This window comes from Candidatus Phytoplasma australasiaticum subsp. ipomoeae (assembly GCF_024425275.1).
Taxonomy (GTDB): domain Bacteria; phylum Bacillota_I; class Bacilli_A; order Acholeplasmatales; family Acholeplasmataceae; genus Phytoplasma; species Phytoplasma australasiaticum.
The window spans coordinates 107881-133358 of sequence record NZ_JALQCV010000002.1 but is presented as its reverse complement, the minus strand read 5'-3'; the positions used below and the strand labels follow the sequence as shown (position 1 = coordinate 133358).

At 21.5% G+C, this 25478-nt stretch carries 23 protein-coding genes and 1 tRNA gene; 14 read left to right on the top strand and 10 right to left on the bottom strand.

Going from position 1 to position 25478, the window contains the following annotated elements:
• Positions 1-103: 103 nt before the first annotated feature.
• Positions 104-1507 (top strand): 2-hydroxycarboxylate transporter family protein, encoded by a 1404-nt coding sequence (locus NQK76_RS00580; protein ID WP_004995298.1) that lies wholly within the window; start codon positions 104-106, stop codon positions 1505-1507.
• 161 nt (positions 1508-1668) lie between these two features.
• On the opposite strand, the gene NQK76_RS00575 is transcribed toward NQK76_RS00580, so the two are convergent.
• The gene (locus tag NQK76_RS00575) at positions 1669-1920 is read right to left on the bottom strand and encodes a hypothetical protein (protein WP_004995295.1); all 252 of its coding nucleotides are present in this window, start codon (positions 1918-1920) and stop codon (positions 1669-1671) included.
• Between the two features lie 147 nt (positions 1921-2067).
• Between NQK76_RS00575 and plsY the strand changes: the two genes are divergently transcribed.
• Positions 2068-2682, top strand: a complete 615-nt coding sequence (gene plsY / locus NQK76_RS00570; protein ID WP_004995293.1) for a glycerol-3-phosphate 1-O-acyltransferase PlsY — start codon at positions 2068-2070, stop codon at positions 2680-2682.
• Between the two features lie 41 nt (positions 2683-2723).
• Here the strand turns inward: plsY and priA are convergent, their stop codons facing one another.
• From priA to fakA, 6 genes are all read right to left on the bottom strand, one after another.
• Entirely contained in the window at positions 2724-4946 is a 2223-nt protein-coding gene (gene priA / locus NQK76_RS00565; protein WP_255872610.1) for a replication restart helicase PriA, read from the bottom strand.
• A 74-nt stretch (positions 4947-5020) separates the two neighbouring features.
• Entirely contained in the window at positions 5021-5371 is a 351-nt protein-coding gene (gene rbfA, locus NQK76_RS00560) for a 30S ribosome-binding factor RbfA (RefSeq protein ID WP_213680278.1), read from the bottom strand.
• The gene (gene infB, locus NQK76_RS00555) at positions 5364-7169 is read right to left on the bottom strand and encodes a translation initiation factor IF-2 (protein WP_255872609.1); all 1806 of its coding nucleotides are present in this window, start codon (positions 7167-7169) and stop codon (positions 5364-5366) included. The genes rbfA and infB overlap by 8 nt, the downstream gene beginning before the upstream one ends.
• Before the next feature lie 204 nt (positions 7170-7373).
• Complete coding sequence (nusA, locus tag NQK76_RS00550) at positions 7374-8429, bottom strand: transcription termination factor NusA (protein WP_255872608.1); 1056 nt, start codon at positions 8427-8429, stop codon at positions 7374-7376.
• A 286-nt stretch (positions 8430-8715) separates the two neighbouring features.
• Positions 8716-8802 (bottom strand) — tRNA-Leu (locus tag NQK76_RS00545).
• 42 nt (positions 8803-8844) lie between these two features.
• Entirely contained in the window at positions 8845-10530 is a 1686-nt protein-coding gene (gene fakA, locus NQK76_RS00540; protein WP_193622158.1) for a fatty acid kinase ATP-binding subunit FakA, read from the bottom strand.
• Positions 10531-11264: 734 nt separating this feature from the next.
• On the opposite strand from fakA, the gene NQK76_RS00535 reads away from it, so the two are divergent.
• The 7 genes from NQK76_RS00535 (at position 11265) to NQK76_RS00505 (ending at position 17070) form a co-directional block, all read left to right on the top strand.
• Positions 11265-12176 (top strand): tyrosine-type recombinase/integrase, encoded by a 912-nt coding sequence (locus NQK76_RS00535; protein WP_255872607.1) that lies wholly within the window; start codon positions 11265-11267, stop codon positions 12174-12176.
• 40 nt (positions 12177-12216) lie between these two features.
• Positions 12217-12666, top strand: a complete 450-nt coding sequence (locus NQK76_RS00530; RefSeq protein ID WP_193622148.1) for a dUTP diphosphatase — start codon at positions 12217-12219, stop codon at positions 12664-12666.
• A 185-nt stretch (positions 12667-12851) separates the two neighbouring features.
• A complete protein-coding gene (gene rpsB, locus NQK76_RS00525) occupies positions 12852-13610 on the top strand; it encodes a 30S ribosomal protein S2 (protein WP_004995270.1) in 759 nt (252 codons plus the stop codon).
• 147 nt (positions 13611-13757) lie between these two features.
• A complete protein-coding gene (gene tsf / locus NQK76_RS00520; protein WP_004995269.1) occupies positions 13758-14450 on the top strand; it encodes a translation elongation factor Ts in 693 nt (230 codons plus the stop codon).
• Positions 14451-14606: 156 nt separating this feature from the next.
• On the top strand, positions 14607-15320 hold the full coding sequence (gene pyrH, locus NQK76_RS00515) for a UMP kinase (protein ID WP_255872606.1): 714 nt from the start codon (positions 14607-14609) through the stop codon (positions 15318-15320).
• 1 nt (position 15321) lies between these two features.
• Positions 15322-15885: a ribosome-recycling factor gene (locus NQK76_RS00510; RefSeq protein WP_255872605.1), complete on the top strand. Its 564-nt coding sequence runs from the start codon at positions 15322-15324 to the stop codon at positions 15883-15885.
• Positions 15886-15912: 27 nt separating this feature from the next.
• Positions 15913-17070 (top strand): phosphatidate cytidylyltransferase, encoded by a 1158-nt coding sequence (locus tag NQK76_RS00505; RefSeq protein ID WP_255872604.1) that lies wholly within the window; start codon positions 15913-15915, stop codon positions 17068-17070.
• Positions 17071-17782: 712 nt separating this feature from the next.
• Here the strand turns inward: NQK76_RS00505 and rpmB are convergent.
• The 3 genes from rpmB to NQK76_RS00490 all read right to left on the bottom strand — a co-directional run bounded on the left by rpmB (position 17783) and on the right by NQK76_RS00490 (position 19963).
• Positions 17783-17971: a 50S ribosomal protein L28 gene (gene rpmB / locus NQK76_RS00500; protein ID WP_004995261.1), complete on the bottom strand. Its 189-nt coding sequence runs from the start codon at positions 17969-17971 to the stop codon at positions 17783-17785.
• An 88-nt stretch (positions 17972-18059) separates the two neighbouring features.
• A complete protein-coding gene (locus NQK76_RS00495; protein ID WP_255872603.1) occupies positions 18060-18815 on the bottom strand; it encodes a Bax inhibitor-1/YccA family membrane protein in 756 nt (251 codons plus the stop codon).
• A gap of 689 nt (positions 18816-19504) precedes the next feature.
• Entirely contained in the window at positions 19505-19963 is a 459-nt protein-coding gene (locus NQK76_RS00490; RefSeq protein ID WP_054598462.1) for a hypothetical protein, read from the bottom strand.
• A 923-nt stretch (positions 19964-20886) separates the two neighbouring features.
• Between NQK76_RS00490 and NQK76_RS00485 the strand changes: the two genes are divergently transcribed.
• From NQK76_RS00485 to NQK76_RS00465, 5 genes are all read left to right on the top strand, one after another.
• Entirely contained in the window at positions 20887-21891 is a 1005-nt protein-coding gene (locus NQK76_RS00485) for a metal ABC transporter solute-binding protein, Zn/Mn family (RefSeq protein WP_255872602.1), read from the top strand.
• 1 nt (position 21892) lies between these two features.
• Positions 21893-22645 (top strand): metal ABC transporter ATP-binding protein, encoded by a 753-nt coding sequence (locus tag NQK76_RS00480; protein WP_255872601.1) that lies wholly within the window; start codon positions 21893-21895, stop codon positions 22643-22645.
• On the top strand, positions 22642-23694 hold the full coding sequence (locus tag NQK76_RS00475; RefSeq protein ID WP_255872600.1) for a metal ABC transporter permease: 1053 nt from the start codon (positions 22642-22644) through the stop codon (positions 23692-23694). Before NQK76_RS00480 ends, NQK76_RS00475 begins: the two co-directional genes overlap by 4 nt.
• 3 nt (positions 23695-23697) lie before the next feature.
• The gene (locus NQK76_RS00470; RefSeq protein WP_004995253.1) at positions 23698-24789 is read left to right on the top strand and encodes a metal ABC transporter permease; all 1092 of its coding nucleotides are present in this window, start codon (positions 23698-23700) and stop codon (positions 24787-24789) included.
• A gap of 103 nt (positions 24790-24892) precedes the next feature.
• Positions 24893-25408, top strand: coding sequence for a hypothetical protein (locus NQK76_RS00465; protein ID WP_255872599.1), 516 nt, complete (start codon positions 24893-24895; stop codon positions 25406-25408).
• Positions 25409-25478: the final 70 nt, after the last annotated feature.

Sequence of the window (25478 nt, the reverse complement as noted above, 5' to 3'; positions counted from 1 at the left end):
AATTAATAAAATATTAAATTTTAACAAGATATTTTTTTAAAATAAAAAATTAAATTTTGAAACTATAAATATCTGTTAAAAACGAAAGGGGTATATCCTAAAAATGTCCAATAATCAAATAAAAAAAGACAAAAACAATAAAATATTTGGTTTTAAACCTATTTTTTTTGTAACATTACTTTGTGTATTAGGATTAAACATTTTTTGCATCCACAAATATCCAGACAAAATTAATAAATTTTATCATCCTTTGTTAACTCCTTTATTTTTAATAACTATGTTAGGAATTACTTTAAGTTATATAGGGTCAAAAGTACCTGTTTTAAATAAATTAGGTTTAGGATTTTTACTTTGTATATTCATACCGTCTTATTTAGTTTTTAAAGGTTGGATACCGAGACAACTAGCTGAAAATATAGATAAAGGGTTCTTTAATAAACCTAATCAAAATTTCGGAATAGGTATTAATTTTTCGCAATTTTTTATCACCATTGTTATAGCAGGAAGTCTTTTAAGTGTAGATCGTAACTTATTAAGAAGATCTTTAATAAAATTCGTACCTTTAACAATTTTTAGTGTTTTCGTATGTGGTTTCGCTATTGGAGGATTAGGATATTTATTAAATTATAAATGTCCAAGTATATTTGCAAGTCGTAGTCAAGGTTCTATATGGGATGTAATATTTTTTGTATTTGTTCCTTTAACCAATGGAGGCACTAATTTAGGAATTAATGGTTTTGCTAATGGTATTTATCAAGAAGCTTTTAAAACTGAAGCTTCAACTATTAGAACTGCTATCTTAGGACCTTTAGTTTTAGCCCGTACACTAAGTATTTTTATAGCAGGATTACTCTACATCATTTTTGATAAAAGCAAATACAGTGGAAAAGGAAAATTAGAAAAATCTTCTACTCAATTAGATCAAATAAATCAAACAAAAACTACTAAAAATAGTGGCATAATAGATTTTAAAACAATAGGCATGGGATGGTTAATTATTTTTGCACTTTATTCAATAGGTAGCATGATAAATCAATTATTATTCGGTAAAATGGATCCTATGGTTTACATGATTATCTTATTATTGTTGATTAAAATATTTAACTTAATGTCTCAAGAAAATCAAAATGCTGTTACTCAATCTGGAAAATTTATGACAGAAAATTTCACAAGCGCTGTATTAGTGGGTTTAGGATTAACTACAAATTTTGAACAATTAAAATCAACAATTTCAAATCCAAGTGTTTTAATAACTGTATGCGCATCTTTATTAATAGCTACCTTGATTACATTCTTAATAGCGCCAAAATTAGGTTTTTATCCTTTAGAAACAGCTCTAACATCAGGAATTTCTTCTTACAGCATTGGTGGAGCAGGCAATGTAGGAGTTATGACAATATCTCATAGAATGAATTTATTACCTTTCGCTATGATAGCTACCAGATTAACAGGACCTTTAGTATATGTCATCGCAAATATAGCTTTCCGTAGTATATATATGGCATAAAATTCATTTTTATAAAAAATAAAAATTATTTTTTAGTTTAAATTTAAATTTAAAATTAATAAAGATCAACAATATATTAAAAGTTGATCTTTATTTTTTTCTTCTATTAAATTCCCTAAATTACACTTAATGATTTATGTTAAAATTTATTGATTTTTATTTCAAACAATAACAACATAAATAGCATATATTACACAAAAAAATGCAACAATATTTTTAACAAAGATACGAAAACACAAACGACACCATTTAAAAAATTGTTTTTTAAAATTAAACATATTATTACATAAGTTATAATAAATAAAATAAAAAGTAAAAAATATTAAATGCAACGAAGTAATTAAAATAAATAATTTTTTTTTTCTTTCGAAACATGTTTTTATAATTTGCAGTATTAAATATTTTTTTAACATAAAAAAGATCATAACCTATTCTTACAAAATTATTTAAATTTAATTAAGTAGTTTTATATTTTTTAATCAAAATTAATATTATATATAACAAAATTAAAAAATGAATAATTTTATTTAACAAATACAAAAGGAGAATTGCAATTATATATGTTTTACTTATTAACCAATATTATAATCTGTATAATCTGTTATCTTATAGGCTCTATTCCTTTCGGTTTATTAATAGGTTTTTACCATAACAGAAAAATCAATTTATTAGGTTCTAAAAATATTGGGGCATCCAATGTTACAAGAATTTTAGGTTTTAAATACGGTTTATTAACTTTTTTATTAGATTTTATGAAGGGATTTTTGCCTATTTTTATTTTTAAAAATTATAATTTAAGTTTATTTCCCAAAGAAAAAACAATAATATTAGGGGTGTGTGCTATTTTAGGGCATATGTTTTCTATTTTTAATCATTTCCAAGGAGGAAAAGCTATAGCAACTTCTGTTGGAGTAATTGCAGGGATTCATTTTTGGAGTGGGGTTTTAGGTATTATGATTTTTGCAATCTTAGTCAAATTAACCGGTTATGCTTCTTTAGCTTCTTTAATTGCTACAATTATTACTAATATTAATTTATATATAACGAAAACAAATTTATATAACTCTATAATGATGGCAATTATAACTGTTTTAATTTTCATAAAACATAAAAAAAATATTATTAATCTATACCAAGGTACAGAGAATAAATTTAATATTAAAAATAAAAAATAAATTTTAAATTAACAACAAATAATATATAAAATAACAAAAAATCAAAAAAACGTCACAATATCACGATCTGTTAAAGTATCAAAACGATCAAATATAATACGAGTATTTTTATCAAAATAATATTTTTTTAAAAAATCCAAATTTAAAGGCCAATTTTTATATTTTAAAGTTAAAAAAACACGATAAAAAATTTTTTTCTTTATAATTTGAAAAGAACGTTTAGCTATAGAAGGGCCTAAAACAATAGCTATATCAATTGACAAATTATTCTGCAAAATAATCTTAATTTTATTAGCTATATCTTGAACTTTAACAATACTTGGATGCATAATTAAAAGTTTACTTATCAAACCAAAAGGAGGATAATCACTAATCTGACGTTCTTGTAAGATTGTTTCATAAAAAAATTCAAAATTATTATTTACAATAGAATCTAAAATATAATGATTAATATTATAAGTTTGTATTATAATACGAGATTTTTTAGGCATATTATATATTAATTGTACTAAAAATTGAAAAGCTTTTTCTGAAGCTGTAAAATGATTTATATTTAATAATGCATCGAATAAAATAATTCCTAATAAACTCATCGGCCAAGAAATACTATTCTTAATTATCATTTTAGTACCTAAACAAATATCTATTTTATTATTATTCAAATTAGATATAATATTTTCATACTCTTTCATATTTAACTTTCGAATGTTATCCGAATCTATACAATAAATACGAGATTCAGGTATCTTTTGTTTTAAAAAATTTTCAACAGATAAAATACCCGAAAACATACTAGAAATAGTTTTTTGTTCACACAAAGAACAATATTCAAGAAATTTTTCTTTATGACCACAAAAAGAACATTTTAATATTTTCAAATCAATATAATAATGCAAAATACAACTACAATTAGAGCATTTAGGAATATAACCACAATGTAAACACAAAACCAAACGTGAAAAACCTTTAATATTAATGAATAATAAACTTTTTAATTTTGATTTAATATTTTCCATTAATAATTCAGTTAAAGTCGAAGATAAAGGGGATAAATTCCCTTCTTTTAATTCTTCTTTCATATCAATTAATTTAATATCATATTTATTTTCATTATTTTGTAAATTTAACCAAATATATTCGCCTAGTATTTTAGCTCGATAATAACTTGTTAATGATGGAGATAAACTAGATAAAAGCAATGGTATTCGATTATAATTAGCTCTTACTTGAGCTAATTCTCTAACATCATAATAAGGCATTTTTATTTTTTCAATAAAAGATTCATGATGCTCATCATCTATTATAATAATCCCTAAATTTATAAAAGGAGTAAAAATAGCAATATTATTGCCTATAATCAAATCTGCATTTAATTGTTGTAATTTAGAATTTTTAAAATTATTCTTAATACGGCCATGATTAACGAATATCGTAATATCAGGAAATTGTATTTTAATCTTTCTAACTAAATGTTCAATTAAAATGATTTCGGGCACCAAAATAAGAATTTGTTTTTTGTTAATTAAATTTTCTTGAATTAATTTATAATATATTTTTAATTTATCAGACTCTAAAGAATAAATTAATAAATAATTTTTATATTGATCTAGTACAAATTTATTAAAAATATTTTGTTGCTGTATGGTTAAAGAAATTTTTAACATTTCTTTTTTCTCTGTGTTACTGGTTTGATCATTTAAATTAAAAAAATTATTTTCTATCATTTCTTGAGAAACTAAAGATTTAATATTATCATAAGACAATTGAGAAAGTTCTTTTTTTGGGACAATAGACATTTCAATAATTTTTTCTTTTTTTAATTTTCTTAAAAAGGAAATCTTAAAATTATTTTTAACGTTTAACAAAAAATTTTTTTCGGTTAAATACTGTTTTAATTCTAATGGCACCAAATCAGATTTTAAAATAGAAATTTTACGAACATAAGAAGTTAATAAATCTTTAGGCAAAACTGTTCTATAAACAGAAATTTTGGAATTGAAAGGGACTTTAAACAATTCATCCATTAATAAAAAAAATTCTTGATTTAGAAAAGGCACTAAATCAAGAACTTCTATTATTTCTTTATTAGCAAATATACTACTTTCTTTAATAGCAAGAACATAACCCAAACGAACAGTATCTTTGAAAGGAATAATAACTCTAGTACCTACTTGGACTAAATTTAACATATTTTTAGGAATTATATAATCAAAAGATGAAAAATAAGAATTCAAAGATAAATCTATTAAAATTTCAGCAATCATAAAAAGCCTCTAATAACTTAGAAAATTGAAATATAAATTTAAAAACATGTATATAAATATCTATTTAAAAACATTTAGTTATTTAATTTATTTAATAATTCTTCTATACGTTGTCCATGTAAAAGTTCATAATCATATTCAAATATTAAATCAGGAATATAACGAATTTTTTTCCTTATTTTGCCAGCTAAATCTTGACGAATAATTTTTTTATTTTTTTCTAAAGTATTCTTAGCTAAATTTAAAATTTCAGGTTTTTTTTCAATAATAGTATAAAAAATTTTAGCTATTGAACAATCTTTAGTAAGTTTAACGTCCGTAATACTAATAAAACCTATTTGTGAATTTTGAATCACTTTATTAACAATACTAACTAATTCTCTATGAATAATGCTTGACATTCTTTCTAAAATCAAATTACTCATTAACTATTTCCTCCATTCGAGATGCCTCTATTATATCATCCATACGGAAATCATTAAAATTATCAAATACAATACCACATTCACTATCTGTTTTAGCATGATCAATATTATTTTTTAAATGTTTTAAAGAAACAATTTTGCCTTGATAAATTATTTTTTGTTGACGTTTAACTTGAACAGAGGCGCCATTATAAATAACACCATTAATAACTCGACAACCAGCTATATTATTTTTATCACTTCTATAAAAAACCTGAATAACAACAGCTTTACCTGTAAATTTAAGTTGAAAAATAGGCTTGGATAAAGTTTTTAATTTTTTCGCGATATCTTCCACTAAGCGATATAAAATTTGATAACTTCTAACTTCAACTTTTAAATTATCAGCTAATTTTATTATATTCTGATCCACTAAATTATTAAAATTAATTATAATAGCTTGAAAAGTACTAGCTAACATAATATCATTATCCGTTAAAGCTCCGGTAGCTGTTTTAATAAAATTAATTTTAACTCCATGAAAATCTAAGTTTTTTAATGATTCTGTTATAACCTCAATCATACCTTGAGTATCTGTTTTTAAAATAAAATTTAATATTGAATGAGATACATTTTCCTGTAATAATTCTTCCATAAAATTTTGTTCTAAATTTTTTTGCAATTCTTGGTGTTTTTTTTCTTGAGATTTTTGTTGTCTTATCTCGATAATTTGTTTCGCTATTTTTTCATTAGTAGCAACCATTAATAAATCTCCAGCTTGTGGAACTTGTTTAAAACCATAAATAACCACAGGTTGCGAAGGAAAACATTTTTGAATTTTTTCTTGAATGTCATTTTCTAAGGCTCTAACTTTACCATAAGCATGGCCAGCAACAACAATATCTCCAATTTTTAAAATACCTTGATTAATTATAACAGTAGCTGCGGAACCTTTATTCTTAATCAAACTAGCTTCTAATACAGTACCCAATACATTTTGTTGAGCCTTAATTATCCTTGGACGTTTATTATTTACTAACAAAATAGTTTCTAATAAATTATCAATACCTTTAGTTTTTAATGCAGATATTTCAATATAAAAAGTATCTCCACCCCATTCTTTAGGAATTAAATTATATTCAGATAATTCTGACATAATACGTTCTTTCTGGTTAGGGATTTTGTCTATTTTATTAAGAGCTATAATAATATCAACTTTCGCTTTTTGAGCATGTTTAACAGATTCTAAAGTTTGAGCTTTAACGCCATCATCACAAGCTACAACTAAAACGCAAATATCAGTAATTTGAGCTCCTCGACTGCGCATTTTTGTAAAAGCTTCATGACCCGGACTATCTATAAAAGTAATTTTTTTACCATTATAAACCACTTCATAAGCACCAATTTTTTGAGTAATGCCTCCCGCTTCTTGATCGACAACACGTGTTTTACGAATAACATCTAATAAAGTGGTTTTACCATGATCTACATGGCCCATTATTGTAACAATAGGAGAACGAGTTATTAAATCTTTCGTTGGTACTTGAGATATAAATTCTTCATTAACTATACAATCATCGATAATATTAATATTGAACTTTAAACCTAATAACTCAATTAAATCTCTTGTTAAACATTGATGCACTTTATTTTTTATCCCTAATTTTGTAAGCGTCCCTATTAAAAATTTTTCTGAAATTTTCCAAATTTCAGCCAATTCTTTAATAGTATGATTAGGATTATAAATATAATCACTTGTAAGTAAATTACCAGATTTATCACCTTGTTGATGATCTTCTTTTTTCTTTTTATTTTGCATATAATTATTTTTTCTCCTTTAGATATTTATATTTAACGAATTTTTATATATTAACCGTACATCTATAAGTTAATTATAAAAAAGATAAATTTTACTTTAAAATTAACAAGATAAATAACAGATATAAATTATAAAAATACTTTTTTAATATCAAATCTCAATAAAATCGGAATTAACAAAAAATTTTATCAAAAAATAAAAAGACTAACGTTCTTCATTAGTTTTAATTTCTATTTGCCATTTAGTAACCTGAATAGCTAATCTAAGATTTTGCCCTAATTTACCAATAGCTAAAGCGACTTGATCAGCTGCTACAAAAACCAAAGCATTTTTGTTATCAAAATCTAAATTTATTTGATCTACTTGAGCCGGTTTTAAAGCATTAATTATCAATTTTTCCGCATCTAAGCTCCATTTAAATAAATCTATTTTTTCACCTCTTAAAATATTTAAAATATTTTTAATTCTATGGCCTTGCGCACCAATACAAGCGCCAATAGGATCTACTTGTTTACTATTAGATAATAATCCAAGTTTAACTCGACTAGAAGGAATACGAGCAATAGCCATAATTTGAACAATACCATCTTTAATTTCCGGAATAAAATATTTAAATAATTCGATAATAAATTGATTATTAACACGACTAACTGAAATTTGAAGATGTTTAGGCGTAGTATTGTGAACCCCTGTAATTAAAACAAAAATCTTTTCACCGATATAAAAATTATCATTAGACATTAAATCTTTTTTAAATATAAAAGTCTTAAATTTTTTTTCTAATTCTAAAACAAAAAATTTTAATTTTTCTTCAATTACTTCAGCAATCATTAATTTATTTTCATATTTTTTAAAAAAATTAAAAATATTTTCTCTTTGAAATTTTAATAATTCTTCATTAAATTTATTTTTAAAATCCCGACTACCATAAAAATTAAAATCTTTTTTAGGATCCACTTCAATTTCTAAAATTTCACCTACCTCAACAGAAGGATTAATTTCTTTAGCTTTTTTTAAAGAAATACAATCTTGTTCTTTATTAACAGAAAAATCACATTTTTCATCGACAACTATATATTGTTTATACAAATTCATTTTATCATAATTCGGTTCAAAACAAACTCGACATTTTTTTAGTTTAAAAGTTTTTTTACAACCAGATATTAAAGCTTTCTCTAAAGCATTAACTACTTGATCGAAAGTTATTTCATATTCTTGTGCTATTTGTTCAATATGTTTTAAAAAATTTTTATTTTGCAAATAAATTACCTCTTCCCATAGAAATATAATTCAGATTATCATTTTTTTTATGATTTTAAAATTAAAAAAGTGGTTATTTAAAAAACCACTTTTAAAAAAACTAACTCAATGACATAATAATTAAAAATTATGTAAATTAAGTTAAGTTAATGAAAGTTAAATATTTAATTTTTATAATTTTTCAAAAATTATAATATAACGTAGTTTATCATATTAAATAAATTAAAAAACTAAAATATATATAAAATTTTAAATAAAATTTTTTAAAAAAATTAAAAAAATTAAATGGTACGGATAATGAGATTCGAACTCACAAGAGAAAATTTCTCACATGCCCCTCAAACATGCGCGTCTACCATTCCGCCATATCCGCATTAAAATATCTTTTTTAAGCAAAGATATTTTTTTTAATAAATTAATTCTCAACTAAAATCAAATAATAATGCATATTATCATTGTTTTTGATTTTATTAATTTCTAAATCATTATAATTATTAAATAAAAATTTTTCCAAACCTATCAAAGAATCATGTTTCTCCAATTGTTGATCATAAAAAATAGTAATTAATTGAGTTGTTTTTGTAATCATTTTTTGTAATAATTCAATAATTAAAATTTCTAAATTATTATTTTTTTTAAAAAAAGTAGAATCTAAAAAAGCTTCAAAATCTGAAGAGAAATTTTCCAATAAATTAACATTTGGATTAAATAAAATTTTGCCTACTAGATTATTTTTAATGTTATCATTCATATGGGAGATATTTTCAGAATAAGATAACGTTTCATCAAAAGCAACAAGAGCATTATAACCTTGAGCTATATTACTAGTATTCATAATACTAATATTGAAGTTATTAAAATTTTTGATCAAATCACTATTAGCTAATATTTCTGGATTATTCGGGAATAAAATAACATCACTAATTTCTAATTTATTTAAAATTTTATTAAAATTGGTCCAAAAAAAGTCCCAAATAATTTCTCGTTGTTCAATGATAATAAGATAATCCACTTTAAAATCTTTTCGAAATATTTCGTTAATAGTTGCATTTGGAGTAGTTGCTATTAGAACATAATTTTTTTTTAAAATTGAATTATCATAAGAAAAATTTTGTTCTTGAAGAAAAATTTTATTTTGTTCCTTAATATTATCAATTTTAGATTTAATCAAAAAACCATATTTTAATAAATTAGTCAAAACTAAACCAGGTTTGTTAGTATGAATATGTATTTTCAATAATTTTTCATTTAATATAACTATTAAAGAATTACCGAATTTAATAAATTGTTTACGTAACTTAGATAAACTTAATTCATTAGACTGATATAACTGAACTACAAACTCGGTACAATAACAATAAGGAATTTTAGAACTACTTATATCAGATATTTCTGTCGCCTTATAATGATCAAAATCTTCTAAAATTTCTTTAGAAAGCAAAAAATCTTTATCAAATTCTTTTAAAGAAAGTTTCGAGCCTTGACAACACAACAACATACCTTCAAAAAAATATATTAATCCAGCTGCTCCGCTATCTACAACATTGGATTCTTTTAAAATAGGTAATAGCTCAGGAGTTTTTTCTAAAGATTTTTTAGCATATTTAATGATTTGCTTTAATAATTCTTCAATATTATTAAAAAATTTCTGATCATTAATAGCTTCCAGAGAATCTCGTAAAACAGTTAAAATAGTACCTTCTACAGGAGAAAATATAGAATCATAAGCTTGTTGATAACCGCTAATTAAAGATTGAATAAATTCTTCTATATTAACAAAACTTTTCTTTAATTGAATTAATTTATTAGATAATCCACTAAAAAATTGAGATAAAATAACGCCTGAATTGCCTTTAGAACTCATAATTAAAGCATTAGCCAAAACACGAGAAACTTCGGTAATAGAATTTTCATTCAAATAATAAATATGACGAATACCTTCAGCCATAGTCATATACATATTAGTGCCTGTATCACCGTCAGGAACAGGAAAAACATTCAAATTATTTATTTTTTGACAATTTTTTTTTAAATTAATAGTGCCATTAATAACCATTTCTTTAAAAAGAAGACCATCTATAGTTTGTTCTGATATTGACATTATTCTAAAATCCTTTTTTTCTAAACATGATGAAAAAATAAAAAATCAGATTTTTTTAATTTACAAAAAACAATTATTTTTTTATAAAAGAATTTAAAGATAAATTCAATAAATTTTATTATTTTTTTAAAACTTATAATGTAAATTAAAAAAATAATTATTTGTATTATTGGATTTAAACTTCAAAACACATTCGAATTACAAATTAAATTTTTGATTATATTTTTTCAAAAATAAAAAAAATAACTATGAATTTTTATAATTAAACCGCTTTTTTTCATCAATAATATAATAACTTTGATCCCAAAATCATAAATTTTAATAATAAAGTTAAAAATTTAAAATTTTTATTTTCCCAAAAATATAAATAATATTTCGCATTCAAAATTATAAATATTAACAGTAATATATTACAATAAATATATTTTTTTGTCTAAAAATTATAAGATATCCACTTTATTATATATTAGAAAAAATATTGATTAATATATATTTATATGTAAAAAACTTTAAAAATAATATTAAAATTATTAATAATGGTTTTAGAATAACTATAGAATAACTATTTTATTTAGATGATAAATTAGAAACATGAATATAACTTTTATTACTAATGAATTGTTTAAAATTAAAATTTTTTAGTTATTCCGATGTTTTATTATCAAAATCATTTAAAAAATTAATCTAAAAAAGTTAAACAAATTATTAAAAAAATTTAAAAGCGAGTAAGTTTAATGAATTTAAAGTTAATCAAAGATTTTCAAACATTTTTAAAAATTGAACGCAATTACTCTAAATTAACAATAATTAATTATACTTCTGACTTAAAAGAGTTTGTATTATTTTGTAATCAAAAAAAAATAGATTTCAATATTCATGAATTAAAAAATCCTATTTTATCTCGTCTATTTTTAGTACATTTAACTTCAAAAAAAAATAAAAATATAACTATTAAAAGAAAAATTTCTACTTTAAGAACTTTTTATAATTTTTTAAAAGATCAACACAATATCAAAACTAATATATTCAAATCATTGCCAAATATTAAAATAAACCATAAAATACCTAAAATTATTGAACCCAATAATATACAAAAATTATTAGATTCTATAAAAATAGACAATAATATAATAAATTACCGAAATTATTTAATAATAGATTTACTTTACAGCTGCGGTTTAAGAGCTCAAGAACTAGCTGACTTAACTATCAATAACATAAACCTTTCTGCTAACCAAATTTTAATTAATGGTAAGGGTTCTAAAGATAGATATATTCCTTTACATCAAAAACTTTCAAATATGTTAAAAAATTACATAATTAATATAAGACCTAAATTAACCCATAATAAAGAAATATTATTTTTAATTACAAATCAACATGGACATAAAATAACTACTAGAGGTATAAGTTTTATTATTAATAAAATATGTCTAAATAATAAATATAAAATTAAAATATCTCCGCATATGTTTCGTCATGCTTTCGCTACAATTTTATTAAATAATGGAGCAGATTTAAGAATAGTACAAGAACTATTAGGACATAACCATTTAAAAACAACTCAAATTTACACTTATATTTCTGATACCGATTTACAAAAAAAATTTATCCATTATCATAATAGAAATAAATTAAAAAAATAAAAAATTCATTAATTCCAAAAAGAAAGAGAAAAAATATAACATGTCAAATAAAAGTTTTTTTGAAGTCGTAAGTTATTATAAAAAAAATAATATTCAATTACCTCAAAGACAAACTCAATATAGTGCAGGATATGATCTAGCAGCTGCTATAGAAATAAATATTCCACCACAACAAATAGCAATAATACCCACAGGCTTAAAAGTATTTTTACCTTCGAACCAAGTTTTACTCATTTATGCCAGATCTTCTTTATTTATTAAAAAAAAATTAATGTTGACTAATAATGTAGGAGTAATAGATAGTGACTATTATAATAACATCGAAAATGAAGGACATATTTTAATCCCATTATACAATTTTTCTAATCAAATAATTACTATTCATAAAAACGAAAGAATTGCTCAAGGAATATTACAAAATTTTTTACTTACTAAAAATGATAATAATGAAAACCAAATTCGAAAAAATGGCTTCGGTAGTACTCAATAATTTTTACTAAATATAATTGTCAAAATATATAAAATATGTTAAAATGTTAAGGTTAATAAAAAAATACGATTGGAAATTAGGGTAAAAATCAAAAAAATATAATAATACCCTTTTTAATTATGAAATTTTAATAAAAATAAAAAAATTCCAAGATAAAAAAAGGAGTAACTTAAAATAAAATAAATATGGGCAATGTAACAAATATTAAACAATTATTAGAAGCTGGTATACATTTTGGACATTCAGCAAAAAAAACACATTATAAAGCTAAAAAATATCTTTTTTGTTTAAAAAATGATGGCATTCCTACAGTAAGAAATAAAATTCATATTATAAATTTAAAAAAAACTGTAGAACATATTGAAATTGCTTATAAAAAAATTGTAGAAATAGTTGCTTCAGGTGGAAAAATTCTTTTTCTGGGTACTAAAAAACAAATACAAGATATCATAAAAACAGAAGCTCAAAGATCGCAACAATATTATGTCAATCAACGTTGGTTAGGTGGTATTTTTACAAATTTTAGCACTATCACCCAAAGAATTAGTTATTTATTAAATCTTTATAAAGAAGAAGAAGAAGGATTATGGGATTATTTAACTAAAAAAGAAATAGCTAAATTAACTAAAAAAAGAAATAAATTAGAAAAAATCTTGGGTGGTATTAAAAGTATGAATAAACTACCTCAGGCTATTATTATAATAGATACACAAAAAGATGCTATAGCTATTGCAGAAGCGAGAAAATTAAATATTACTATTTTTGGAATTATAGATAGTAATTGTGATCCAGATTTAGTAGATTATGTGATTCCCGCTAATAATGATGCTATTAAAGGAGTTAAATTAATAACTTCTATTTTAGCAAACGCTGCTTTAGAAGGCATAAAATTAACCAACAAGACAAATGAATCGGATAAAATCATTCCTAATCCAACAAAATAATTTTATATCTAATTAAAATAATATTTTTTAAAAAAACAAAATTTAAGTTTAATATATTAAAAAAAATAATAAAAATAATTTTTTTAAAATTTTTAAAAATTATTATATATAAAAAATAAATAAAATAAAAGAGTTTGTTAAATAAATATGAAACCCGAAATGATAGAAAAAATTAAAAAATTAAGAGAAATTACTAATTTTAGTATATGCGACTGTGCAAAGGCTTTGACAAAAACTCAAGGCAATATAGAAGAAGCTATTGAATTATTAAATAAAGAAAAATATATAGAATATCCAGAAATATTTGATGAACCATTGACAGAAGGCGCAACCCATGTAGCTTGCAACAAAAACAAAGCTGTAATCTTTGAACTCAATATAAAAACAGATTTTGCAGCGCAAAATATACAATTTATAGAATTAATTACAACAATAGAAAAAATTTTATTACAAGTTCCCGATAGTATTCGAAAATTAAATGATTTTTTAAATTATAATTTTCAAGGAAAAACAGTAAAACAAATAATAAGTCAAAAAATGACTATTTTTCAAGAACAAATCAGATTGAAACGTATACAAATTGTTTACAAAAAAACTGAAGAAAGTTTTGGTTACTATAAACATCAAAACGGTAAAATTTCAACTTTAATACATTTAACGAAACCTTGTAAAAATGTCGAAAAACATTTGCCTATTCATATTACAGAATCAAATCCAAAATCAAAAGAAATTTTATTACAACAAGAAATGTACAATAACTCTAAAATCAAAGTTCAAGAATATTTACAAAAAAATAATACAAATATTATTGTTTTTTACCGTTTCGCTTTAAATAATTAAAAAAAATCTATTTTAATGAAATAATTATTAATAAAATACTTAAAATATTTTATTTTATTAATTAAAAGATCATAAAATTAAAATTTTAAACAAAATATATTTAACAATTTATCAATTTATAAAAATATATAATTTTTATTAAAATGGAGAGCTATAATGTTAAGCAAAATTCTTTTAAAATTAAGTGGAGAAGCGTTAAAAGGAGAAAAAGTAACTATTGATCCACAAAAAGTAAAAGAAATTGCTAAAGAAATTAAAGAAATTAAAGAATTAGGTGTACAAATTGTTATCATTATTGGTGCAGGTAATATTTGGCGAGGAATCACTGGACAAACTCTAGGAATGAAAAGAGATCAATCAGATTATATGGGGATGTTGGGTACTATTGTAAACGCTTTAGCTTTACAAGATGCTTTAGAAAATTTAAATATTGAAACTCGTGTAATGACATCATTTCAAGTACTTGCAGTAGCTGAGCCTTATATCAAAAAAAGAGCCGATCATCATTTAGATAAAAAACGTGTTATCATTTTAAGCGGGGGTATTGGGGTACCTTTTTTTTCTACAGATACTGCAGCCGCTTTAAGAGCCGCTGAATTAGGTATTAATATAATATTAATGGCTAAAAATAATGTTAAAGGAGTTTATACATCCGATCCTAAACATAATCAAAAAGCAATTTTTTTAGAAAAAATAGAACATAAAGAGATTATATCTAAAAGGCTAAATGTTATGGATATAACAGCTGTTTCTTTATGTTGGGAAAATAGAATAGATATTATAGTTTTTGATATGAATGAAAAGGGTAATATTAAAAAAGTAATTTTAGAAGAAAAAATAGGAACTTTAATCACTTCTAAGGAGAATTAAAATGCAAGATTATAATCAACAAATAGAAATTTTACTAAAAGAAATAAACGAGAAAATGAACTCTCAAATTAAAGTTATGAATGAAAAATTCAAATATATAAGAACCGGAACCGCTAATCCACAAATATTAGATAAAGTCTATATAGAATATTATAACCAAACACAACCTTTAAGACATTTTAGTTCTATTTATGTAGCCGAAGGTAATCAATTACATATTAAACCTTTTGATCCCAATTTAATCACAAATATTAAAACATCTATTTTAAAATTAAACATAGGAATAAATCCTAAAGTTGAAAATAATATTATAAAATTGATTTTCCCAAAACCTTCCGAAGAACAACGTATTCAGTTAACATCTAAAATTAAACGAAACGCAGAAGAAGCTAAAATTGGTATCCGAAATATCAGAAGACAAACTAACGAAAAAATTAAAAAAATAAAACTTAATCAAGACTGGGAAACAACAATAATCAAACAAATACAAACAATTCACGATAAATTTATTAAATTAATAGATGAATTAACCAATCAAAAAAATAAAGAATTATTAAAATATTAACAAATATTTTATAAAATAAATATGAGTATGAATATAAAAAAAATACAAAAAAAAATATATGTAGGAATAACAATACTAATAATAACTATTGTATGGTTAAGTATTTTAATATATATAGATAAAAATCAAAAAACAGATTTATTAATTTATAATGGTATTTTATTCCTTATAACGTTTATTTATTTATCTTTTCGTGAAGTCATTAAAAAAATCAAAATCTCAAACCAAATAATAAAATTTAGCAATACCAAAAATATACTTAATTTATTATTTTTTTTTATCTTGAATATTGTTTATGGATTTTATTTAATAAAAATAATTTTAAAACATCTGTACCATCAACAAATTATTAAAATACAAAATCGTCCTATCTTGCATAATTATATTAAAAAAATTTTTTTCTTAAATAATCTAAATTTAAACAACATTCCCAATAATTCAATAATATTATTTATATTTTTAATGATCATTTGTTTTTTATATATTTATTTTATATATAAAAAAAAATTTAAAACAATTCAATTAAGTTATACATTAAATTATTTAATAATAATAAAAGGATTATATTATCTTATATCTAATATAAACAATTTTATAATGTTCAATATATCTTTATACATAATTTTTTGTTATATATTTTTTTTTATACATAAAAATAATTATCTTTTATATAATGAATTATTTAAAAATATAGCTATTTTTATATACATTTTATTAGGAAGCATTTCTATATTTAGTTTAATGCTAATTAACCCAAAAATAATCTTATATTTATTTATTATTACTATTTCAAGCGATAGTTTTGCATTTTTAGGAGGAGTTTTTTGGGGTAAAACGCCATTGTGTTATCATATCAGTCCCAATAAAACTAAAGAAGGATTTTTGTGCGGAATATTATTCACTCTTATAATTATTAATACCTTTTTTAATGTTATGAATAAAATATCGTATTTTATAGTTTTCTCAATATTAACCATTATAAGTAGTATAATTTCCCAAATAGGGGACCTTATAGTTTCTAAATTTAAAAGAAATTTAAACATTAAAGATTTTAGCAACTTCATTCCAGAGCATGGAGGTTTATTAGATCGTTTTGATTCTATTCTATTTTTATCTATCTTTATAATATTAATAATAATAAGTCCTTGGTCACAATCAATCAACCAATTGTTCTATATGATTTAACAATAAAACACAGATATAAATCGAATAATTAAAAAAAATTTTTTAATATAAATTAAAAAATATTTAAATAAATATTCTATTTAAATATTTTCAAATATTATTAACTATTATTATGAAATATTTTTTGATTTTTTGTTATTATTCAAAAATATATCGATTAATCTCATAATTATTAAATTTTTTTTATTTTTGACACATTTATTAAATAATATATTAATATTATTTATTCAAAAAAAATTAAAAAAAATTATTATTAATTTCTTTATCCGAAACAGTTATTTAGCATACGCATATAAATGTTATTAAATTATTTTAATAATAAATGATTCATATCGAATTATAAATAAATATTAATTATTATTAATAAATAAAATTATTATTTTAATAAAAATTACAAAAAACAGCCTAAAATAATAATTTTTATTCTTAAAAAATAAAAAATTTTAATTATTTTATATGCTGTTTTATATAATTATATATACATATTGTCTATTAAATTTAGTTTAAAGTTTTTATTATTTAAAACTTATTTATCATATAATAAATTTGATTAAAGTTATAAACTCAAAATTAAATATCCAAAATAATATAATATAGTTTTAAAAATTTTTTAATTGATAATTAAATTAAAAATATAATAAAAATAAATAAAACGTTTTATATTGAACATTGTTAATTTATTAAAGATAAAAAATCCTTAATATAAAAACCATTATACTCTTTGAAAATTCATTTTTTTCAAAGCACGCGCAGAAACAAAAACTTTTTGAATTTGCCCTTTATCGTTGATAATGCGAACTTTCTGTAAGTTAGCCTTCCATTTCCTTTTAGTGGCATTCATAGCATGACTACGTTTATTACCGCATAAAATAGCTTTACCTGTTAAATAACATTTTGCCATTTAATATTTACCTCCTTTTTCTATTTATATTAAATTATATAAAAAATGATGATATCCCGATTTATAAAAACTAATAAACCGGAATAATTTAAATTCTTTTGTCTCTAACTCTAGTATATTCTAATAATAAAAGAAGAAAATCCGTAAATAAAGAAATAAAAATTATATGAAAAGAAAAAGCTAAAGGCCACTCGTATTTTTTATCCAATTTCAAACGAGTTAAATATTCTACTTCCTGAAAATTTTGAACTAAATTTAAAGAAGCCAATACAATAGTTCCAAAAATAACTAGAGTCGATAACACAGTATTGTCCATGAAAATATTTATAGTCCATGTAGAAAATACAAATACAGTCAATATAATGAAAAATGTTAACAATCTAGAATTAACTTTTATAATATTAAAAGAATATAAGACATTCATAAGTACAAAAATAAAACAAACACATATTAAAGCAAACATAAAAACAGGCAATAAAATAAAATTGTTTACATCCATTACAACAAATGCACTACCAAGCAAAATACCTTCAAATAGAGCATATGCAATAGAAACTGTACGTAAACTATTATATTGAGCAAAGCAACTATAAATAAGCAATCCAATACATAAAGCAGTTGAACAAGAGATACAGAAAAAAGCAATTTTTAAAGGATTAAAAAAAATTGATAAATTAAATATTAAACGAAAACTAAATATACCAGAAAACAAACTAATTAAAAGCAAAAATAAAGTTTTAATTATGACGCCCGTTTTATTAGCATAATCATTTGTAAAATAATTATTTTCTTTTTGAGATTTAGAAACATTAATAATATTAGTTAAAACAAAATTTTTTTTCATAATATTGATACAAATATCAAAACCCTTTCTATTTAATGTTTTATTTATATATAATAATCAAATACTAAAGTACTAATAAATACTAAAAATCAGTTTAAAGACAGCAATAAAAATAAATTAATTATAAATAAAGTCTTAGATTTTATAAAATATTTAACTCTTTTAGTTTGAAAAAAATATAAAATTTAATTATATAAAAATTTATCAAATATTAAATAATGATAATACAACTGTGCAAATTATAACATTTTTTGATTCAAATATCAAAAAAATTTTAATTTTGCAATTTAATTAGTAAAACGTTAATTTTTAATTAATATAAATTAGTTAATAATTTAAAATCAAAAAAATATCTTATAGTTAAAATTTCGCTAATATAACAATATATTGCAACATTGACTAGAAATTATATCATATAATAACTAAAATTTTTATTTTTATTAAAACAATTTTTTTTAATTAATCAAAAAGAAAAAAAATATTAATGACTTCATTCATTTCAAAAAAACCTCTTACAAAAATAAAAATAATTTATTAATTTCAAAGTAATAAATTATAATTTGTGTATCATTTATAACATTAATTATATTTTTTATTCATAAAAAAAAGCTATTTATTAAATATTAAATAGCCTAAATTATATAAAAACCACTTTTATATAAAAAACGAATTAGTTATTTTTAATTTAATTAAATATTTTTGTTAACAGGAGGGAAATAATCCATTGTTACTGCATGCCACTCGTCTCCAGGTAAACGCTGATACACACTTTCTTCTAAATGTTGTTTAGTTTTAAAATTAATATAACATTTTAGTCTTAAATTTGCATCAGAACCTTCATAAATAATATTAATATTACCTTTTTCATCTACACCATCTAAATAACCTAAAAATTTAAATTCAATATCAATTCCATTAATTTTTCTAAATAAACTAGTTGGTATATTAGTATTTTCAATATTTTTTTTAGGTTTATCAATATATTTGGATAAATATGATTCATTGGAATAATTATTTAATGATTGTCTACTATTATATAATTTAAACGCAAAAGTAATAATGGATATTAAAGTAAAAAACAAAAAAATAATTAATAAAAACAATATAAAACCAGATAAATGATTTATTTTTTTAGATTTTAAAATCATTTTTAACCTCTTATCTCTCTACAATATATTTTATTTAAAAATTAAAAATAAAAATAATTATTGCTTTTTTTAAGCATTATTGCACAGATGAGATATTTAAATATAATAGTTAATATAAATTTTATTAAATAATATTTTCAAAAATAATTTCTTTTTTATAAAAATAATCATATAAATAATAATTTTATTCGTTTTTATTGTTTAAAAAATAATAATTTTATAAACTAAAAAGAAATTTTTTTGAAATAATTTCATAAAAATTTATAAATTCGAGAACAACTAAATTATACCATATTTATAATTTGATAATCCTAAAAATACCTTATAAAAAACCAAAAATTTTTAAAAATAAAAAAACTAATTATAATTTATAAATACATAAAATATAATCTGTTGAATATTTTTATTTAAATAAATATTAAAATATATGATAAAATTCTCAAATGAAAATCAATTTAATAACTTAAATATAAAATATAAAATTAATATATTATTCGGTTTGACATTAAAATAAATATGTGTTAAAATTAAGCTAAATATTGTTATAGTGATAATCGTTAATTTATTTAACTATACAAGTTATATCGGATATCATAAATATTATTTACATCTCACAAAAATTAAAAAAATTTTTTTAATTTTTATTAAAAAAATAAAATTTTTGGAAATTTAAAAAATTAATATCAATGAATATATTTTTGTAATTTTAATTTAAAAGTAAACCAAAAAAATAAAATATTATTTTCAAAATTCAAAAAAAATATAATTAATCTTAAAAATATTTTGCAATTTATAATAAATATAAAATTTACCTATAAATATAGTATTTAGAAAGGTGTATTAAATTTAAAAAAATTAAATTTAGACTTAGATTAAGAATGATAAATTTTTTACCCAATAAAAATCGTAATTGGTTTATATTTATGCTTTTTTTCACTATAATAAATATTTATATTATTTTTTATGCAATGTCGGTATATCCCCGCAATAATATAGATGAAAAAATAATTATTACTTCTACAACTAATTTACTAAATGATTTAGTTAATCATTTAATAGGAAATGTTGATAAAAAGGAAAATCCAAAAAATAAAAAATATCAAAAAATTAATAATATTAAAAATTATGTTTTAATGGGTCCTGGAGTTGATCCTCATAATTATAAAATGAAACAATCCGATAGAATAGCTATAAAAAAAGCTAATTTAATTGTAACTAACGGATTACATTTAGAATCTAAAATGACAGACTCATTTTCTTTAATAGCTCCTAATTCTAATATATGGTCCGCTTCTCAAGCTATTAAAAATGATCAATTAATTATAGACGAAAAAACAGGTCAAAAAGATCCTCATATTTGGTTTAGTATCGATTTATGGCAACAAGTTTTAAAAAATCTAAAAGAACAATTGCAATCGAAATTATCTAAATCACAAGATCTCGAATCACTAGAAAATAATTTTAATTTATACCAAGAACAATTAAATTATTTAAAACAATATACTAAAAAAATTTTCGAAAATAGAGAAATTATACTAATTACAGCTCACGATGCCTTCTCTTATTTAGCTAAAGAAAATCAATTTAAAGGATTATATTCTATACAAGGAATATCAACACAAACCGAAACCTCTCCTCGTGATATCGAAAAAATAGCTAAAATTATAACAAAATACCAAGTAAAAGCTATTTTTATAGAATCATCAGTTCCACATAATTATCTTGATAGTTTAATAGAAGCGGTAAACAATTATAAACCCAATTTTAAAATAAAAATTAGTGACCAAGAATTATATTCAGATTCATTAGGTACCGAAGAAGATCCAAATTATAAACAATTACCAGACACAAATCAGTATTTTAAAATGTCTAGTTATATAGGTACTTTTTTACATAATATTGATATTATTAGTCAGGAGTTAAAATAAAATGAAAACACAAGAAATAGCTATTCAAATAAAAGATTTAACTGTTTCTTATCAATACCAAAAACCTGTTCTTTGGGATATAGATTTAGAAATTATAAAAGGTTCTTTTACCGCTATACTAGGTCCTAACGGAGCTGGCAAATCAACTTTAATTAAAACTTTAATAGAACTTATTCCAAAAATTTCAGGAGAAATTTTATTTTTCGGACAACCTTATAAAAATATACAAAAAAAAATAGTTTATGTACCGCAAAGAAATGAAGCTTACTGGAATTTCCCAACAACAGTTTTAGATATAGTTTTAATGGGAAGATATGGACATCTAGGATGGTTTAAAAGGCCAACTGAAAAAGATCAAAAAATCGCTATTCAAGCATTAAAACAAGTAGATATGTTAGATTTTAAAGAGCGTCAAATTTCAGAATTATCCGGAGGGCAACAACAAAGAATTTTTTTAGCAAGATCTTTAGCGCAACAAGGAGAAATTTATCTATTAGATGAACCTTTACAAGGTATTGATTTACAAACAGAAAAAAAAATAATTTCCATTTTGAAAACATTACAAAAAGAAGGAAAAACAATTATTTTAATACATCATGATTTAAATACAGTTAAAGAATATTTTGATCATATTGTTTTACTTAATTTATACAAAATAGCTAGCGGTAAAACTATAAAATGTTTTACATCTGATAATATTAATCGAACTTTTCAAAATACTCCAAAAGGACGGAAAATAAACGAAATATTATGAATATTACAGAATTTTGGAACTATACCAATATTAAACTCTTTACAGGAGCTGCTTTATTAGGTTGCGCTTCAGGAATCATAGGAATTATTATGATTTTACGCAAACAATGTTTGTTGGGTGATACTATTGCGCACACTATTTTACCTGGTATTGTAGTAATGTATTTATTAACTCAAAAAACAAATGAATGGGTTTTATGGATAGGCGCTATTATATCTTCAATCGTAGCTATAGGATTAATAGAATTAATTAAAAAATATTCCATTTTGCCAATAGACGCGATTTTATCGCTAATTTTATCTTCTTTATTTGGATTAGGTAATATTTTAATAGCTCTAGCTCAAAAAATATCTTCTAGCAATAAAATTGCCGTTTTAGAAAAATTTATATTAGGGCAAATAGCTCTTATTTCTTATAATAATGTTGTTTATATAACTATAATGACTATTATCACTAGCGTTATTATTATTTTTTTATGGAAAGAATTCAAAATATTTATTTTCGATTCTATATTTACTCGTAGTATTGGTTTTAATATTAAATTAATTAATTTTATTCTAAATATATTATTAATTAGCATTATTATAATTAGTTTGAAATTAATGGGGGTTATTTTAACTAGCTCATTTGTAACTTTACCCGGAATAATTTCTTTACAATTCAGTAATAAGCTTCATATTAACGCCATCTTATCAGCTATAATCACTGCTATCGTTAGCTTAATAGGTATTTTTGTTAGTTACCAAATACCAAATATACCTACAGGACCTATTATTATAATAATTACCGATATTTTAATCATAGCTACATTTTTATTATCACCAAAAAAAAGTTTAATAACTAAATACCTCCGACACAAAAAATATCTAAAAAATCTACAAAAATTCAAATCATTAATTAATATTTATTTAAAAAATACATGTAATAAAAAAATTAATTTAGAAAAATTTTTATTCCAACAAAAATATCTTATTTGTATAAATAAAAAAATTATGATTACTTCCAAAGGCGAAAAAATAATTCAAAAATTAATTAATAAGGAAATTTAAAATATGATGATAAAATATTTAAATCAAATCGCCAACAAATTTGAATGGGATGTATTTTTAATTTTAACTATAACTTCATTAGCTTTAGCTAGTTTAGGTATTTTTTTAGTATTAAAAAAAATGACTATGACAGTAGATGCTATTAGCCATACTGTATTATTAGGTATAGTAATAGCTTTTTTAATAACTGGCAATTTAGATTCACCATGGTTAATGGTAGGAGCTATTTTAATTGGATTAATTACTGTTATTTTAATAGAAATACTAAAAAAACATGCTCAAATTTCATCAGACGGAGCTATTAGCATAATTTTAACATTTTTATTTTCAATAGCTATTATTATAATTAGCAACTACACACGTAATGTACACATAGATACAGACGCAGTATTTTTAGGTAATGTAGAATTAATTAACCTAAAACAAATATATAAAATCCTACCAATTTTAATTATTAACCTAGTGTTTATTTTTTTATTTTTTAAAGAAATTAAAATTTTCATTTTTGATCCATGCTTATGTTCATTACTAGGTTTTTCGACAATAATTATTAATTACTTATTGATGACTTTAGTTTCTTTAACAGTAGTTGTTTGCTTCGATATCGTTGGTTCTATTATGGTAATAGCTTGTATGATAGGACCAGCTATGACTGCTATTCTTTTAACATCAACTTTGTGGTCGGGATTTTTATTATCTTTATGGATAAGTTTGATAAATACTAATTTAGGATATTTTTTAGGTATATTATGGGATATTCCTATAGCTAGTTTAATAGCCATTATTACTTTAATACATTTTTTATTAGTTTTAATTTTTGAACAAAGAAAAGGTATAATAACAACAATTATAAAAAATCATCAACAGAAAAAAAATTTTTTAATGTTAAATTTATTAATTCATTTGGAAAATCATCAAAATCAACCATTTAAACAACAATTAATAATTATACAAAAAGATTTAAAATGGAATAATAAAATTTTCAAACAATGTATAAAAAAAGCTTTTAAATATAATTATGTTGTACATAATTATGATAAAATCATCATTAGTCCTCTAGGAAAACATTTTATACAATCCCAAACCACAAGATAATAATTTACTTTACTTTAAAAACAAAAAATGTTAGAATGAAATCGTCCATAGATAAAATAATACTGAAGAATAAACATTTAACAAAAGGGGGACTATTTTTTTGTTGAAATTAATAAAAAATAGTATTTTATTCTTCTCAGTGAGTTTAACATGTCTATTAACCATTTTCACTATTAACAATTCTAAAATGTCTATAAAAGCTTATGATAAAGGTCAATATTTTGACCAAGTTGTATCTTCAGCTATAGATAAAAAGGAAAAAATTTTATCTTTAATGCAATATAATATAATAGAAGATAGCCAAGATCTACCATCGCATCCAGTTAAAATAGCAGCACAAACTTACATTAATTATATTTTCCAAGATGAATTTGGTGTTGAAGAATGGAAAGGATCAGAGACATTCGATCCATCATATAAAAGTGATGATAATTTGCCAACAAACTATTATACAACTATATTACCTGATGAAATAAACAGAGAATTTATAACAGTATTATTTGCTCAAATAAAAACATCAGTAAGCAGTCAAGTAAGAGACGAAGTTATGAAATTTCTTACAACTCAATATATTAATGACCAAATAGTTCGCGCTATAAATTTCTTTTTAAACAAATAATTCAAATAAATAATTTTAAAAAAATTTAAATAAAACTATTTATAGTCTAAAAAGCTATAAATAGTTTTTA

Coding starts and splice junctions, on each gene's coding strand:
- infB (WP_255872609.1), bottom strand. CDS start 7,169: ATGCAAAATAAAAAGAAAAAAGAAGATCATCAACAAGGTGATAAATCT.
- plsY (WP_004995293.1), top strand. CDS start 2,068: ATGTTTTACTTATTAACCAATATTATAATCTGTATAATCTGTTATCTT.
- rpmB (WP_004995261.1), bottom strand. CDS start 17,971: ATGGCAAAATGTTATTTAACAGGTAAAGCTATTTTATGCGGTAATAAA.
- pyrH (WP_255872606.1), top strand. CDS start 14,607: ATGTTAAGCAAAATTCTTTTAAAATTAAGTGGAGAAGCGTTAAAAGGA.
- NQK76_RS00480 (WP_255872601.1), top strand. CDS start 21,893: ATGAAAACACAAGAAATAGCTATTCAAATAAAAGATTTAACTGTTTCT.
- NQK76_RS00495 (WP_255872603.1), bottom strand. CDS start 18,815: ATGAAAAAAAATTTTGTTTTAACTAATATTATTAATGTTTCTAAATCT.
- NQK76_RS00575 (WP_004995295.1), bottom strand. CDS start 1,920: ATGTTAAAAAAATATTTAATACTGCAAATTATAAAAACATGTTTCGAA.
- NQK76_RS00485 (WP_255872602.1), top strand. CDS start 20,887: ATGCTTTTTTTCACTATAATAAATATTTATATTATTTTTTATGCAATG.
- NQK76_RS00535 (WP_255872607.1), top strand. CDS start 11,265: ATGAATTTAAAGTTAATCAAAGATTTTCAAACATTTTTAAAAATTGAA.
- fakA (WP_193622158.1), bottom strand. CDS start 10,530: ATGTCAATATCAGAACAAACTATAGATGGTCTTCTTTTTAAAGAAATG.
- NQK76_RS00580 (WP_004995298.1), top strand. CDS start 104: ATGTCCAATAATCAAATAAAAAAAGACAAAAACAATAAAATATTTGGT.
- rbfA (WP_213680278.1), bottom strand. CDS start 5,371: ATGAGTAATTTGATTTTAGAAAGAATGTCAAGCATTATTCATAGAGAA.
- NQK76_RS00510 (WP_255872605.1), top strand. CDS start 15,322: ATGCAAGATTATAATCAACAAATAGAAATTTTACTAAAAGAAATAAAC.
- NQK76_RS00505 (WP_255872604.1), top strand. CDS start 15,913: ATGAATATAAAAAAAATACAAAAAAAAATATATGTAGGAATAACAATA.
- NQK76_RS00490 (WP_054598462.1), bottom strand. CDS start 19,963: ATGATTTTAAAATCTAAAAAAATAAATCATTTATCTGGTTTTATATTG.
- priA (WP_255872610.1), bottom strand. CDS start 4,946: ATGATTGCTGAAATTTTAATAGATTTATCTTTGAATTCTTATTTTTCA.
- NQK76_RS00475 (WP_255872600.1), top strand. CDS start 22,642: ATGAATATTACAGAATTTTGGAACTATACCAATATTAAACTCTTTACA.
- NQK76_RS00530 (WP_193622148.1), top strand. CDS start 12,217: ATGTCAAATAAAAGTTTTTTTGAAGTCGTAAGTTATTATAAAAAAAAT.
- tsf (WP_004995269.1), top strand. CDS start 13,758: ATGAAACCCGAAATGATAGAAAAAATTAAAAAATTAAGAGAAATTACT.
- NQK76_RS00470 (WP_004995253.1), top strand. CDS start 23,698: ATGATGATAAAATATTTAAATCAAATCGCCAACAAATTTGAATGGGAT.
- rpsB (WP_004995270.1), top strand. CDS start 12,852: ATGGGCAATGTAACAAATATTAAACAATTATTAGAAGCTGGTATACAT.